Source organism: Halobacillus hunanensis (genome assembly GCF_900166655.1).
Taxonomy (GTDB): Bacteria; Bacillota; Bacilli; order Bacillales; family Halobacillaceae; genus Halobacillus_A; species Halobacillus_A hunanensis.
In genome coordinates this window covers 1,097,883-1,112,488 of the sequence record NZ_FVZB01000007.1, presented here as the reverse complement: position 1 = coordinate 1,112,488, position 14,606 = coordinate 1,097,883, and the positions used below count along the sequence as shown (strand labels likewise).

The following is a 14,606-nucleotide window of genomic DNA, read 5'->3' as shown; positions in this document are numbered from 1 at the left end:
ATTCAAGGGCTACTATTTAGCCCTTTTGTTATGGGAGGATCGATATGAATAAAGGACAGCGGCATATTAAGATTCGCGAGTTAATCACGAACGATGATATTGAGACACAGGATGAGTTAGTGAATCGGTTGAAGGCAATGGACTATGATGTCACACAAGCAACAATTTCAAGGGATATAAAAGAATTACATCTTGTAAAAGTTCCTATGCTCGATGGCCGATATAAATACAGTTTACCTGCAGACCAGCGTTTTAACCCATTAGAAAAATTAAAACGTCTTATGATGGATGCTTTCGTTAGTATTGATCAAGCGGGTCACTTTATAATTTTAAAGACATTGCCGGGAAATGCTAATGCAGTAGGGGCCCTTATTGACAACCTTGATTGGGAAGAAATTATGGGAACCATCTGTGGCGATGACACTTGTTTGATAATTTGCAGGAGTAAAGAACAAACCGAAAGCATCAGTGAACAATTGTTAAATATGTTATAGCTGAGGTGATTCGCCATGTTAACTGAATTATCGATAAAGGACTTTGCTATCATTAATCAAGTATCCATCACATTTAAAGAAGGACTTACAGTACTTACAGGAGAGACCGGCGCAGGTAAGTCCATTATCATAGATGCCATACAGCTCTTGTCAGGAGGTCGTGGTTCTGTTGAGTTTGTCCGTCATGGTACTGATAAAGCAGAAATTGAGGGGTTATTTACAGTTGAAGCAACTCATCCAGTATATCAAAAAGGCAGGCAATTCGGGGTTGAAATTAGTGAAGACGGCATGGTTGTCTTGCAAAGAGTGATCACTCGCCAAGGCAAAAGTATTTGCCGGGTAAATGGCAAGCTCGTTACACTGGGAATTTTAAGAGAATTTGGTTCAACCTTAATTGATATTCACAGTCAACATGAAACTCAATCCTTGATGGACCCGGAGCATCATATCGACCTTCTTGACATGTTTATTATAGACGAGCTGACCCCTTCTTTAGAGGAGTATGATCAGTTATATACAAATTATCAAACGGTCAAAAAAAGGTATAATGAACTTAGTGAAAATGAACAGGAAGTGGCGCAGCGATTGGATTTGCTTGAGTTTCAACTGCGAGAGCTTCATGAGGCAGATTTACAACCGTTTGAAGACGAAGAGCTTGAAGAAGAGCGAAAAAAGCTCATGAATTATGAAAAGGTATATCAGGGGATTCATGATGCCTACAACGCGTTATATGGTGAACAAAAAGGTTTAGACTGGCTGAGTTTGGCGATGACCTCTTTAGAGAATACATCAGATTATGACAATCAAATACGGAAGCTCTCAGAAGAAATGTCCAACAGTTATTATGTTATGGAGGAACTGACTTTTCAGTTAAGTACTCAGATGGCTGAACTTGAATTTGATCCAGAACGTTTAAATGATATTGAATCAAGGTTAAGCGAACTAAATCGATTAAAAAAGAAATACGGACAAACCGTAGAGGATATGCTGGAGTATGCTTCGAAAATTGAAGAAGAGATAGACGAGATTAAAAATAAAGATTCCCACCTCAGTAAATTGGAAGAGCAGATTACGGAACTTGGTAAAGATGCCGCTCTTGAGGCAAAGAATATACACGATATTCGAACAAAAGCATCTAAACATTTAGCCAACCTGATTCACGAAGAGTTAACAGATCTATATCTGGAAAAAGCCTCATTTCAGACGAATGTAGAAATAAAAGAGGGCCGACCAGATGACCCTGAATTTGAAGGGAAGCGTGTACGCTTACATTCCCGGGGATTTGATACCGTTACTTTCTTAATTACTACGAATCCCGGTGAGCCGCTGAAGAACCTGCACAAAGTTGCCTCAGGCGGAGAAATGTCTCGAATTATGCTTGCCTTGAAACGTATCTTTTCACGCCATCAAGGGATAACAAGTGTCATTTTTGACGAAGTGGATACAGGTGTCAGCGGTCGTGTAGCCCAGGCTATTGCAGAGAAGATTCAAGGAATTTCAAGTGACTCACAAGTCTTGTGCATATCACATTTGCCACAGGTTGCAGCTATGGCTGATACGCATATTAGAATTGAAAAAGATGTTACAAACGATCGGACATCAACTGTAGTTACCGAGTTATCCGAAAACGATAAAGCTGATGAAATTTCCAGAATGATTTCGGGTGCCGAGCTGACAGATACAACGATCGAACATGCAAAAGAGTTGTTAACCCTGGCCACTAAATATAAACAAAATGCTTAGAATGAAAAAACGTATGGCTTTCCATACGTTTTTTATATGGATACAACTTTCTTGACTATGCTTTATGAATCAGATTTGCTTCAATCTTTACTTCCGTATTCAATCCTGTTACTTTCAGATTGGAGAATGTTTCTTTCTAAGGCAAAGCATCCTATAATTTCTGTGATTATGCTCGTTTAAAAACAGCAGTTGAGGACCACATTATAAGTAAGCCAATTCATTGGCACAGGAGTGAGAGGGAGTGTTTAACAGTGTTCCATTTTAAATTCCGATATATATGTGGCTCCGTTCTCCTGTTGTTGATGCTCGCTTTACCTTTATTTAGCCCATTTCAAGAATATTTATCCATCCCTACAGAACTTCGTATCAGTACTTCCAAACCAATTGAATCTTCTCAAGTTTGGAGTCAAACAGATGAAGCAAGAACAGCTTTTTCTTCTGACAGTGTCGAACCAAACACTAGTGAGGTATTTCATGAATTTGCAGGAATTCCTTTAAAGAAAACGGATGTTAGAAAAATGAAGGATATTCGTTTAGTTCCTGGCGGTCATTCGGTTGGAGTTCAACTCCAAACGAAAGGTGTTCTTGTAGTCGGACATCATCTTGTTAATGAAAATAAAGAAGAGTCGACTTCACCGGGAGAGAAAGCAGACATTCAAGTCGGAGATATTCTTCTCAAAGGAAATGGAGAAGAATTGAACAGTATGGAGGAGCTTTCCGAGATAGTGGATAAGTCTGGAGATCAAAGTGAACCAGTAGAACTAACAGTAAAAAGAGGCGAAGAAACGTTCCAAACGTCACTTACTCCATCGTTAAATAAAAAAGATGACCAATACCAAATTGGTCTCTACGTTCGTGATTCAGCAGCTGGGATAGGGACGATGACTTTTTATCATCCTGACTCCGGTAAATATGGTGCTCTTGGCCATGTCATTGCAGATATGGACACGAAGCAGCCAATTGAAATCAACAAAGGGACTATTGTTGAATCCAATGTAACCTCAATTGAAAAAGGAAGCCAAGGTGTTCCTGGGGAAAAGAGAGCTGAATTTTCTCTGAAAGAAGACCGAATAGGAACGATCACGGAAAATAGTCCGTTCGGTATCTTCGGCAAATTAGACGAAGGAATTATCAATCAGAAGTATCCGGATGGGTTACCTGTTGGTTACTCAGAACAGGTCGAAGAAGGTCCGGCAAAAATTTTAACAGTACTTGAAGGCGAGAAGCTCCAGGAATTCGATGTTGAGATCGTCAGTAATATGCCCAAAGATAAGCCTGTAACAAAGGGAATGATTGTAAAGATAACTGACCCTGAACTGTTGAAGAAAACAGGCGGGATTGTACAAGGTATGAGCGGGAGTCCAATCATTCAAAACGGTAAAATTATTGGTGCTGTTACTCACGTTTTTGTAAACGATCCTACCTCAGGTTATGGGGTTCATATCGAATGGATGCTGAAAGAAGCAGGAATTGATATCTATAAAAGTGAAAAACAAGAATTAAATAAAGCTGGTTAATGAAAAAGGGTGTGTCAAAAGAAACTTTTGAACACCCTTTTTCAATTCGACAAAATTCGACAAACCATGTTGCTTTTTATCGAATTTTAAAGAAAATAAGAGCAATAAGAAGCATTTTAAAGATAATATTAAATATTTCAGATTTATTTGTTATAATAAAAAGGGTTCTTTTTTTAAATGTCGAATAGGTTTAGTGGAAGAATAGGAATATTTTGTGAGGAGGAATTGTAATGGAAAAGGTGCAAGTTTGTTTAGCAGATGATAATCGTGAATTAGTAAAACTTCTTGAGGAGCATTTTTCTGATACCCAGGATATTGAAGTGATTGGTGCAGCATATAATGGCAGGGATTGTTTGGACATGCTAGCTACTAAAAAGCCGGATGTACTGATATTAGACATTATTATGCCGCATGTTGATGGACTTGCTGTCCTGCAGCAAGTTAGAGAATTTGAAAACCCACCAGAAGTTATTATGCTTACTGCTTTTGGTCAAGAAGAAGTTACCAAGAAAGCCGTCGAGCTAGGTGCAGCTTATTTTATGATGAAACCTTTTGATTTGGATCACCTCAGTGAGCAGGTCAGACAAATTAAACACGCAGGCGACCCAATTAATCGTGCAGTTGGCAGCAGCTATACTAAACCGAAAAAACCTGATCTAGATACAAGCATTACACATATTATCCATGAAGTAGGCGTACCAGCCCACATTAAAGGATATTTGTACTTAAGGGAAGCCATCACAATGGTTTATAATGATCTTGAACTCCTAGGATCCATTACAAAAGTTTTATATCCGGATATTGCTACAAAATATAATACCACAGCCTCTCGAGTTGAACGTGCAATTCGCCATGCAATCGAAGTAGCATGGAATCGTGGTAACATTGATGCGATCTCGTCCTTATTTGGATATACAATTTCTTCCACAAAAGCAAAACCGACAAATAGCGAGTTTATCGCGATGGTTGCTGATCGTCTGCGTCTTGAACATAAAGCTAGTTAATTGAAAAGCCATCCCTCACCACTTTTAGGTGAGGGATTTTTAATTTTCAAAAAGGATGTGTTTATGATACAATTCTAAATTATTAATCGAATTGGGGAGTTGTACATAATGAAGGTTGTTAAGTTTGGTGGAAGTTCTGTAGCAGATTCAAATCAAATTAAAAAAGTGACAAATATTATTACTTCAGACCATGATAGAAGAGTAATTGTCGTGTCAGCCCCTGGAAAAAGGCACTCTGATGACACAAAAACGACGGACCTATTAATTACATTAGGAGACTCCATTTATAATGGAGCAAGGGATGAACTAGCCTATGACAGAGTAATTGAGCGCTTTGCGTCTATTGTGAGGGATTTGCAAATCTCAGAAGAAGTTCTTGATACGATTCAGAGCCGTATTAATGAAGCGTGTGAACACACTGAAAAAGATTATAAGTCAGGGATGAATCGTTTAAAGTCTTGTGGTGAAGATGGAACGGCACTGATATTGAGTGCTTATCTACGATCTAGTGGACAGGAATCATCTTATGTAAACCCGAAGGAAGCGGGGATCCTTGTACGTGATGAACTAGGAGGAGCATTAGTTCTCGATGAAAGTTTTGATCATCTATATGAACTTAGAAAAAAGAAGGAGATCCTTGTGATTCCAGGATTCTTTGGGTATACCCCCGAAGGAGAGCTCGTAACGTTTTCGCGCGGTGGTTCGGACATTACAGGATCAATTGTTGCGGCTGGTGTGAAAGCTGATTTATATGAAAACTTTACTGATGTTGATTCTGTTTTCTGTGTAAACCCTACAATTGTCGATAATCCAATGAAGCTGACAACGTTGACATACAAAGAAATGAGAGAACTTTCATATGCTGGATTCTCGGTATTTCATGACGAGGCTTTGATCCCGGCTTTTAAGGAAAAGATTCCAGTCTGTATTAAAAACACGAATAACCCGGATGGAGACGGTACCATGATCGTTTCCGTTAGAGAAGCGGAAGAGGGACATGTAAAAGGGATAGCAAGTGATTCAGGATTTTTAAACTTATATGTAAGTAAATATTTAATGAACCGAGAGCTTGGTTTTGGCCGTAGACTGCTTCAAATATTAGAAGATGAAGGCATATCATTTGAACATGCACCTTCGGGAATTGATGATATGTCTGTCATTATTCGTGAACATCAATTACCAAAAGCAAAAGAAACGATCGTAACCAATCGAATTGCAGAGGAATTAAAGGTTGATACGATAACGGTGGAAAGAGATATGGCGATGATCATGCTTGTTGGGGAAGGCATGAATGAAACAGTTGGGATTGCGAGCCAAGCTGCAACGGCATTTCAACATGCGAATGTTAACATTGAGATGATTAATCAGGGGTCATCAGAAGTGTCCATGATGTTCGGGATTAAATCCAGCGGGTTAGAACCGGCTGTCCGCTCCCTTTATCGTACATTTTTCATGTAACAAAACAAGCGAGAAAGTTTCTACTAAGACTTTCTCGCTTGTTTTGATTGAAGTAACACCTGATGTAATTCATCAAATGTTCGAATATCACGCTTTATAGCATAATCAAGTAACTTACAAAACAGTTCAGACGTCATCATAGCATCATTCAAAGCATGGTGACGTTCTCTTTGTTCGATTTTAAACTGTTTTATAAGCGGATCCAGTTGAGGCTTCAATGAAGGAAATAACCACTCAGCCATTACTTGTGAATCAATGACTGCTGGGTTGAATTCAGGCAATTTCCAGCGTTTAAGCATCGTTTGGAGGAAACGCACATCAAATTTTGCGGGATGGGCTACAAGGACAGATCCTCTGCTGAAATCAAGGAAATGCTTCAAGCTGTTCACAAAAGTTCGTCCATTTGCTAACTGGTCCCGTGTTAAACCGGTTAGATTGAGAGTGGCGGAAGAAACAGGTCTGATCGGTCGGACAATCTGGTGAAAAGTATCGATATGGCATGAATCGAGTCCGTGATTCCGTACAGCACCAATAGAAATAATTTCATGGCCAATTTCTGGGATGAACCCAGTCGTTTCTAAATCAAATATTGTGTAATCCAGGTCAAGCAGGTTAGATTTTCTTATATCAGGGTCATTTTTAAAAGCTTTTAGTTTTTCCTGGAGTTTCTGGTATGTCACCCAATTCATTTGCTGCCGTATTTTAGTATAGTAAATTGGTTTTTCAATAAAGATATACTTTAAAATTTGCAAGTCAGTAGGAAGCATTACATCACCCGATTTCGATTATAACTAAGTTCAAGTACCTGTTGTAATCGTTTCGCAATAAGTAAAGCATCTTTTAAAGAACGTCGCTCAGATTTATTTAACTTATTTAAGGGTAACTCATTTGAGAGAGACTGATCCGTTTGCATCTGGTTCAAGTTTTCTTTTATCCGAAAAAGCATTAGCCGATGGAGAGCAAGTTTGGCATTTTCTACATCCCTTGGGTGAAAACGCTCCTGTTCTGCCAAGGCTTCCAGACGGTTCACTGTATTGATCGCTTCTACCCCATACTTCATACTGTATATTCGAATGGCATTGACGATCTGCATAATGGCTGATTTTTTAATATTTAGGGTGCGTTTTTTCCCTACCCCTGAAATACGGCCAAATGGTTGAACAGGCACTCTGAACCTGAGTGTATCTTTCATGAGCAGCTGATGTAATCCAAGTGATTTCTCAACCCGTTGAGTGACGTACTTTTTTAAATCATATGCCAGTGAAAAATCACCAAAAATCGGGCGGAAGTCTGCAAATATCGTGAAGTCCCTAATTTCTTCAGCATCCATTTTTTCAATCCATGAATTAATACTTTGACGCCATTGACTCGTTTGCTGTCTCCATTTATCTACCTTTGCCATAATATCCCCTTTGCAGTAAGGAAAACCACACTGATCCAGCATGGCATTAATTTTCTCGGAAAAATAGCGAAAATACTGCTCGATGTGCTGCTTATTCTTTGATTGTTCATAGTCGGCGAGAATCATTCCATTGTCCTGGTCTGTAGAAAAGGCCTGTTCTTTTCGTCCTTCACTTCCCATTACGAGAAAGCAATAGTTGATAGGCGGTGTGCCGTAACCTTCAGCGACCATCTCATCTTCAGCGATTTGAATGATTTGTTTGTGAATACGGTCATTATAGTTGGTAATCAATTCCGCAATATCATAAGCAAACATTTGATCTTCAATCAGACTCGCGACAAAGTCTTGAAAACGGCTATTATAAACAGGAGATAGTGTTTGAATTTCCTCAAGATTCGTAGCGTTAGAAATACGGTACGTTAAATCAAAATACACCGAGTTCTTAATTGTAAAAAAGGAGGATTGTCTAAGGATCCCGACAATTTTATCCTTATGGTGTACAGGTATAATTTCTGTTGGATGATGTTTTAAATAGCTTAAAGCATCGTATATGAACTCCTGGTCACTGATGGAATAGGATTCCTCTGACATATGGTTTTTCACCGAATCTTTATGCCTGTTTTCGAAATAAGCTTGCAGTAGATCTCCGTATCCTACCATTCCGAGCAGATTTTTATTATCTTCGCTCACTATTAGAGCCTCGATCTTCTTTTGTTGTAACATTCGAGCTGCTTTCTCAATTGATTCGGCTGGATGGATAAATGCGGGCGGCTCCATGTAGGCTCCCGCTCTTTTTTTATAAAGTTCTCGGTCATCTTGTTCATCGGTTGAACTTTTATATTTAATCTCGTCATATAGGCTTTTCATAAGATGGCTGATTCCATCCATGACGACTTTTGAAAATTGGGTATTGTTCGACATGACTTCAAGAAAAGTAGAACGTTTAAAGCGGAGTGTTTTTACAGGCTCAAGTGCTTGTACAGAGAACCTCATTTCTCCGCTTGTTAAAAGAATCATGACTCCAACTAAATCCCCAGGATAATAAAAGCGAACAGAAAGCTGCTTTCCGTTTGAACGGTGCATGATATTTTTAGCCAAACCTGAAATGAGGAAGTGGATATCTATGCTTTCATCACTCTCGTCTTCATGGATAACAAACTCATTACTGCTGTATTCTTTAACTTCTGCTTTGCTGAAAACTTCATTAAACTCATGATCTGTTAGTAAATCAAATGGATATTGACTTCGGTAAAATTCTACGGGGTCGTTCACTAGCAGCACTCCTTTTACTAAATAGGTGCGATTTTTATCAGTTCTTACATTCTATAAGATTGCCCATTTATGATTAAAAAAAGCAGAGCATCCGGCTCTACTTCTTTTTGAAACGTCCTTTTGTCAAATTTCGCTTTCGGTCTCTGTGAAGTATAAAACCTCCTATAAAAGCTACTCCACCTACGACAAACAGCAATCCTACAATCCCCTGAATCGCAACGTGAAAAAATATGGGATGAAAAACATTAAACAGAGCGTCACGAATTAACTTTATTCCAATCACGGCAATTACCCCGGGGGTAACCAATAATAATAACGCGATGATACGCATAAACCTGTTCTCCTTTATTATTCAATGCTTGTATAGTATATCAAATCAAGTGTGAACTGAAAATAGACTCCTCCCTTGCTAAATTATGCAGAATAGGATACGATGTAAGTGCGCAAAATATTGCAAGGTGTGATGAAATGAAACGTGTACTCATTATCGGAGCAGGTAAAGGCGGAATGGCATTATTACGGTTATTGAAAGAAACCGATCGTATGATGGTTGTTGCTATGACAGACGTGAATCCTAATGCAGAAGGACTAAAACAGGCGTCCTTATGGGGGATCGAGACAGGTGAGGACTGGCGTAATTTTATACATAAAGATATAGACATTGTTATAGAAGCTACAGGCAGTGATCAGGTTTTCCAGCAGGTTCGTGCAGAGCGTTCAAGTCACACAGTATTAATTCCAGGTGACGTAGCTTACATCACATCCGAACTGTTAGAGGAGAAGGAATCTTTACTTACCGAAATAAAGCAGCAAACAGATAACCAAACATTGATATTAAATAGTATTCACGACGGAATGATTGTCATTGATGAAAGTGAACAAGTTTCGTTTATGAACAAAAGTGCAGAACGTATCCTAGGACAGAATAAGAGTGAGGTTGTGGGCAAGTATGTACGGCATATTATTTCAGATTCCAGACTTCCCCAAGTGTTAAAGTCTAAACGTAAAGAAGTAAACCAGAAGCTTAAACTTGAAAGCGGATACAAAGTAATCACCACACGGATCCCGATTATCGGCAAAGACCAGCAAGTGATCGGAGCTTATGCAGTTTTTAAAGATATTACAGAAGTCGTTGATTTAGCAGAAGAGAATACCGATTTAAAAGAAGTTAAAACAATGCTTGAAGCGATTATTCAATCTTCGGATGAAGCGATTTCTGTGGTAGATGAAAATGGAAACGGATTAATGGTTAATCCCGCTTACACCCGCATAACGGGGCTTAAAGAAAAGGAAATTGTCGGCAAGCCCGCAACTGTGGACATTTCCGAAGGTGAAAGTATGCATATGAAAGTACTTAAAACGAGGCGCGCCGTGCGTGGGGTAAGAATGAAGGTAGGGCCAGCTGAGAAAGAGGTCCTCGTCAATGTAGCTCCCGTCATTGTAGATGGAAAGCTAAAGGGAAGTGTTGGGGTTTTACATGATGTATCTGAGATTCAGTCACTGACGAGTGAGTTAAAACGAGCGCGGCAAATTATAAGAAACCTGGAAGCGAAGTACACATTTGATGACATCATTGGAGACTCACAAGAGATGACTTTGGCTCTTGAACAGGCAAAAGTCGGAGCAAGAACACCTGCTACAGTACTGCTGCGCGGTGAATCGGGAACTGGTAAGGAGCTTTTTGCTCATGCAATTCATAATGAAAGTAGGCGGAGACACAATAAATTTATTCGGGTTAATTGTGCAGCCATTGCAGAACCGTTACTTGAGAGCGAACTGTTCGGATATGAAGATGGAACGTTCTCAGGAGCGAAGCGGGATGGCAGGAAGGGATTGTTCGAAGAAGCCAAGCATGGCAGCATTTTTTTGGATGAGATCGGTGAACTCCCACTAACTATGCAAGCCAAACTCCTGCGTGTTTTGCAGGATCAGGAGATTGTGCGGGTTGGAGGGACGAAACCCGTACATGTAGATGTGCGCGTGATTGCAGCAACTCATATTAATTTAGAGAAAGCAATTATGAAAAAAACCTTCCGGGAAGACTTATATTATCGTTTGAATCGATTACCTATTTACATTCCCCCTCTAAGAGAAAGAAAAGAAGATATTATACCTTTGTCGAAGCATCTTATTCAAAAACTGAATGAGGATTATGGAAGAATAGTTGGAACTATCCATAATGAAGCATTAGACAAACTGATGGATTATGATTGGCCTGGAAATGTTCGCGAACTTGAGAACATAATCGGAAGGGCTATGATTTACATGGAGAATTACCAGGATGTAATTGAAAAGAAACATATTCCTTCTCTTGTCAATCACGAATCTGCTTTTTCAGACATCCCTGTAGAAGAGGCAGTATGGCTTGGCGGTACACTACAGGATGCTGTTGATGATTATGAGAAGGACCTATTGGCCGATGCCTTTCGCTCCCACAATTTTAACAAAACAAAAACGGCAAAGGCATTAGGTATTTCGATTAGAAATCTTTATTACAAGCTTGATAAATATAAGCTAGATAAGGAACGAGTTAAATAACCTGCAAAATATTGCATGGTTTATGATTTATGAATTAGAGGTGAACAGATTGAAGACCTTAGATGAGTTGCTTCATAAGATCGATCAGAAAAATCTAAAGGTAGTAGCTGTTGCTCAGGCTGCTGACAAAGAAGTCCTGAGAGCCGTTAAACATGCCTTGCAACTAAACATTGGGCATTTCCTGCTGGTGGGCGATCAGCCTGAAATTAAGAGTCTTGCAGAACAGATAGAACTTGATTTGTCTCAACAAGGGGTTCGACTTAAGCATAGTGAAGCGGGTCTGGCTGCCGAAGAAGCTGTTAAGGCTGTCAGGAACGGGGAAGCACATGTGGTGATGAAGGGACAGATCGACACGAAACAGTTACTGAAAGCCGTGTTGAATAAACAATTCGGATTGCGGACAAATCGCGTCTTGTCGCATGTTGCTTTATTTGAAGTTCCAAATCAGGACCGGCTTATCTTTTTAACAGATGCTGCGATGAATATTACCCCAACTTTGGATGAAAAAGTTCACATTATTAACAATGCTGTAGAAGTGGCAGTCAAGGCAGGATGGAAGATGCCAAAGGTTACCCCGCTAGCAGCTGTTGAGGTCGTTAATTCATCCATGCCAGCTACACAGGACGCAGCTCTTCTGACCCAAATGAATCGTCGCGGTCAAATTAAACATTGCATTGTAGACGGGCCGTTGGCATTTGACAATGCAGTAGACCGACAGGCAGCAGATCAAAAAGGAATTACTTCAGAGGTTGCTGGGGAAGCTGATATTCTCGTTGTGCCTACAATTGAGGTAGCAAACGCTCTATACAAATCATTCATGTATTTTGCCGGCGCAAAAGTGGCGGCAGTCATAAGCGGGGCTAAAGCTCCGATTGTATTAACATCTCGAGCTGATTCTGCTCAGAGTAAAGTATATTCATTAGCACTAGCGTTACAAACAAGCAAATAATTGGAGGAATCAACAATGGAAATTTTTAAGTATATGACTAAATATGATTATGAGCAATTACTTTTTTGTCAAGATGAACAATCAGGTCTAAAGGCGATCATCGCTATCCATGATACGACTCTTGGACCTGCTTTAGGCGGAACGCGAATTTGGCAATATGAAACAGAGGCGGAAGCCATCGAAGATGCGCTTCGTCTTGCTAAGGGAATGACCTATAAAAATGCGGCTGCCGGTCTAAATCTTGGAGGAGGGAAAACTGTTATCATCGGTGATCCTAAAACAGTTAAAAATGAAGGCTTATTCAGAGCGTTTGGACGCTTTATCCAAGGACTCAACGGCCGTTATATTACAGCGGAGGATGTGGGGACGACGGTTCAGGATATGGATCTTATCCATGAAGAGACTGATTATGTTACTGGCATTTCAGAAGCATTTGGTTCTTCCGGAAACCCATCACCTGTAACCGCTTATGGTGTGTATCGTGGTATGAAAGCTGCTGCTAAAGAAGGGTTTGGAACTGATTCATTAGAAGGTAAAACGGTTGCCGTTCAAGGCGTGGGCAACGTAGCGTTCAACCTATGTCGTCATTTACATGAAGAAGGTGCGAATTTAATCGTAACAGATATTAATGAAGAGGCTGTTCAGCGTGCAGTTGATGAATTTGGGGCAAAAGCTGTTGGCACAGATGAAATTTACAGTGTCGATTGTGATATTTATGCACCTTGCGCATTAGGAGCAACCATTAATGATGATACAATTCCGCAAATTAAAGCAAAAGTAATTGCTGGCGCAGCAAATAATCAATTAAAAGAAACGAGACACGGAGATATCCTGCATGAAAAAGGTGTCGTTTATACACCTGACTATGTCATTAATGCTGGCGGAGTTATTAATGTGGCTGACGAACTGAATGGATACAATGAAGAGCGTGCGATGAAGCGTGTAGAGACAATTTACGCTAATGTAGCGGGGGTATTTGAGATCTCCCGACGCGACAATATTCCATCTTATGTAGCTGCAGATCGAATGGCTGAAGAGCGAATTGAACAAATGCGCAAATCTCGCAGCCAGTTTCTGCAAAACGGTCATCACATTTTAAGTAGAAGATAGAATAACGGAGGTCAAAGATTTTGCAATTACACCGAATACTTGTTATTAATCCTGGTTCAACATCAACGAAAATTGGTGTGTTTGACAATAAACAAGTTGTCTTGGAAAAGACGATTCGCCATAAACCAGAAGAGATTAATCAATATAAAAGGATCATCGACCAATATGAATTTCGTAAGCATGTAATTCTAAGTGTGCTTGACGAAGAAGGCATTAACATTAGTAAATTGAGTGCCGTCTGTGGACGTGGCGGGTTGCTTCGTCCAATTGAAGGCGGTACTTATGAAGTGAATGAAGCGATGATTGCCGACTTAAAAGAAGGATACAACGGGGAACATGCCTCTAATTTAGGTGGGATTATCGCATCTGAAATTGCTAAAGGTTTAAATATCGGAGCTTATATTGTTGATCCTGTTGTCGTTGACGAATTACATGATCTGGCTCGTATCTCCGGGGTCCCAGAAATCCCGCGAAAAAGTATTTTTCATGCTCTGAATCAGAAGGCTGTAGCCAGAAGGGCAGCAGCAGACCTTGGACAAACCTATAAAGACTCCCGCTTGTTAGTCACTCATATGGGTGGGGGGATTACAGTGGGAGCTCATATTAACGGCCGGGTTATTGATGTGAACAACGGTCTTCATGGGGACGGGCCTTTTTCTCCAGAACGTGCGGGAACTGTACCTGCTGGAGATCTGGTTTCTCTTTGTTATTCTGGTCAATTTTACCGTGACGAAGTAATGAAAAAGCTTGTTGGACAAGGCGGATTGATGGCATATCTAGATACAAATGATGCAGTCGAAGTAGAAAAGATGGTCGAGCATGGTGATAAAAAAGCAAAGCTAGTTTATGAGGCCATGGCCTATCAAATTGCTAAAGAGATCGGGAGCATGAGTATTGTTCTTGAAGGAAAAGTGGACGCGATCGCTTTAACAGGCGGGCTCGCTTATGGGAAGGCGTTTATAAGTGAAATTTCTAAACGAATTGACTGGATTGCAGATGTTCTCGTCTATCCTGGCGAAAACGAGTTAGAGGCTTTGAACGAAGGGACACTTCGAGTGCTGCAAAACGAGGAAATTCCAAAACAATACCCAAACTTTGTGGAATAGAAGGGAGTAAACA

General features: G+C 40.1%; 12 protein-coding genes. 9 read left to right on the top strand and 3 right to left on the bottom strand.

Annotation, left to right across the window (positions count from 1 at the left end; translation table 11 throughout):
* Window positions 1–44 precede the first annotated feature (44 nt).
* The 5 genes from ahrC (at window position 45) to B5354_RS18300 (ending at window position 6,216) form a co-directional block, all read left to right on the top strand.
* A complete protein-coding gene (gene ahrC, locus B5354_RS18320; protein ID WP_079530233.1) occupies window positions 45–494 on the top strand; it encodes a transcriptional regulator AhrC/ArgR in 450 nt (149 codons plus the stop codon).
* 15 nt (window positions 495–509) lie between these two features.
* Window positions 510–2,237, top strand: coding sequence for a DNA repair protein RecN (recN, locus tag B5354_RS18315; protein WP_079530232.1), 1,728 nt, complete (start codon window positions 510–512; stop codon window positions 2,235–2,237).
* A 251-nt stretch (window positions 2,238–2,488) separates the two neighbouring features.
* Window positions 2,489–3,754 (top strand): SpoIVB peptidase, encoded by a 1,266-nt coding sequence (spoIVB, locus tag B5354_RS18310; protein ID WP_139377167.1) that lies wholly within the window; start codon window positions 2,489–2,491, stop codon window positions 3,752–3,754.
* A gap of 230 nt (window positions 3,755–3,984) precedes the next feature.
* Window positions 3,985–4,758, top strand: a complete 774-nt coding sequence (spo0A, locus tag B5354_RS18305; RefSeq protein ID WP_079530230.1) for a sporulation transcription factor Spo0A — start codon at window positions 3,985–3,987, stop codon at window positions 4,756–4,758.
* Window positions 4,759–4,866: 108 nt separating this feature from the next.
* A complete protein-coding gene (locus B5354_RS18300; RefSeq protein ID WP_079530229.1) occupies window positions 4,867–6,216 on the top strand; it encodes an aspartate kinase in 1,350 nt (449 codons plus the stop codon).
* 23 nt (window positions 6,217–6,239) lie between these two features.
* Here the strand turns inward: B5354_RS18300 and B5354_RS18295 are convergent, their stop codons facing one another.
* The 3 genes from B5354_RS18295 to B5354_RS18285 all read right to left on the bottom strand — a co-directional run bounded on the left by B5354_RS18295 (window position 6,240) and on the right by B5354_RS18285 (window position 9,221).
* Window positions 6,240–6,983, bottom strand: coding sequence for a 3'-5' exonuclease (locus B5354_RS18295; RefSeq protein ID WP_079530228.1), 744 nt, complete (start codon window positions 6,981–6,983; stop codon window positions 6,240–6,242).
* On the bottom strand, window positions 6,983–8,890 hold the full coding sequence (locus B5354_RS18290; RefSeq protein ID WP_245804821.1) for a DUF294 nucleotidyltransferase-like domain-containing protein: 1,908 nt from the start codon (window positions 8,888–8,890) through the stop codon (window positions 6,983–6,985). Before B5354_RS18290 ends, B5354_RS18295 begins: the two co-directional genes overlap by 1 nt.
* 97 nt (window positions 8,891–8,987) lie before the next feature.
* Window positions 8,988–9,221, bottom strand: a complete 234-nt coding sequence (locus B5354_RS18285; protein WP_079530227.1) for a DUF2627 domain-containing protein — start codon at window positions 9,219–9,221, stop codon at window positions 8,988–8,990.
* Between the two features lie 137 nt (window positions 9,222–9,358).
* Here B5354_RS18285 and B5354_RS18280 point away from each other — a divergent pair, with 137 nt between their 5' ends.
* From B5354_RS18280 to buk, 4 genes are read left to right on the top strand one after another with little or no spacing between them, the layout of a single operon-like run.
* Window positions 9,359–11,428, top strand: a complete 2,070-nt coding sequence (locus B5354_RS18280; protein WP_079530226.1) for a sigma-54 interaction domain-containing protein — start codon at window positions 9,359–9,361, stop codon at window positions 11,426–11,428.
* A 22-nt stretch (window positions 11,429–11,450) separates the two neighbouring features.
* Complete coding sequence (gene yqiS / locus B5354_RS18275) at window positions 11,451–12,377, top strand: phosphate butyryltransferase (protein ID WP_079530225.1); 927 nt, start codon at window positions 11,451–11,453, stop codon at window positions 12,375–12,377.
* A 15-nt stretch (window positions 12,378–12,392) separates the two neighbouring features.
* Complete coding sequence (bcd, locus tag B5354_RS18270) at window positions 12,393–13,487, top strand: branched-chain amino acid dehydrogenase (RefSeq protein ID WP_079530224.1); 1,095 nt, start codon at window positions 12,393–12,395, stop codon at window positions 13,485–13,487.
* Between the two features lie 20 nt (window positions 13,488–13,507).
* On the top strand, window positions 13,508–14,593 hold the full coding sequence (gene buk, locus B5354_RS18265; protein ID WP_139377166.1) for a butyrate kinase: 1,086 nt from the start codon (window positions 13,508–13,510) through the stop codon (window positions 14,591–14,593).
* Window positions 14,594–14,606: the final 13 nt, after the last annotated feature.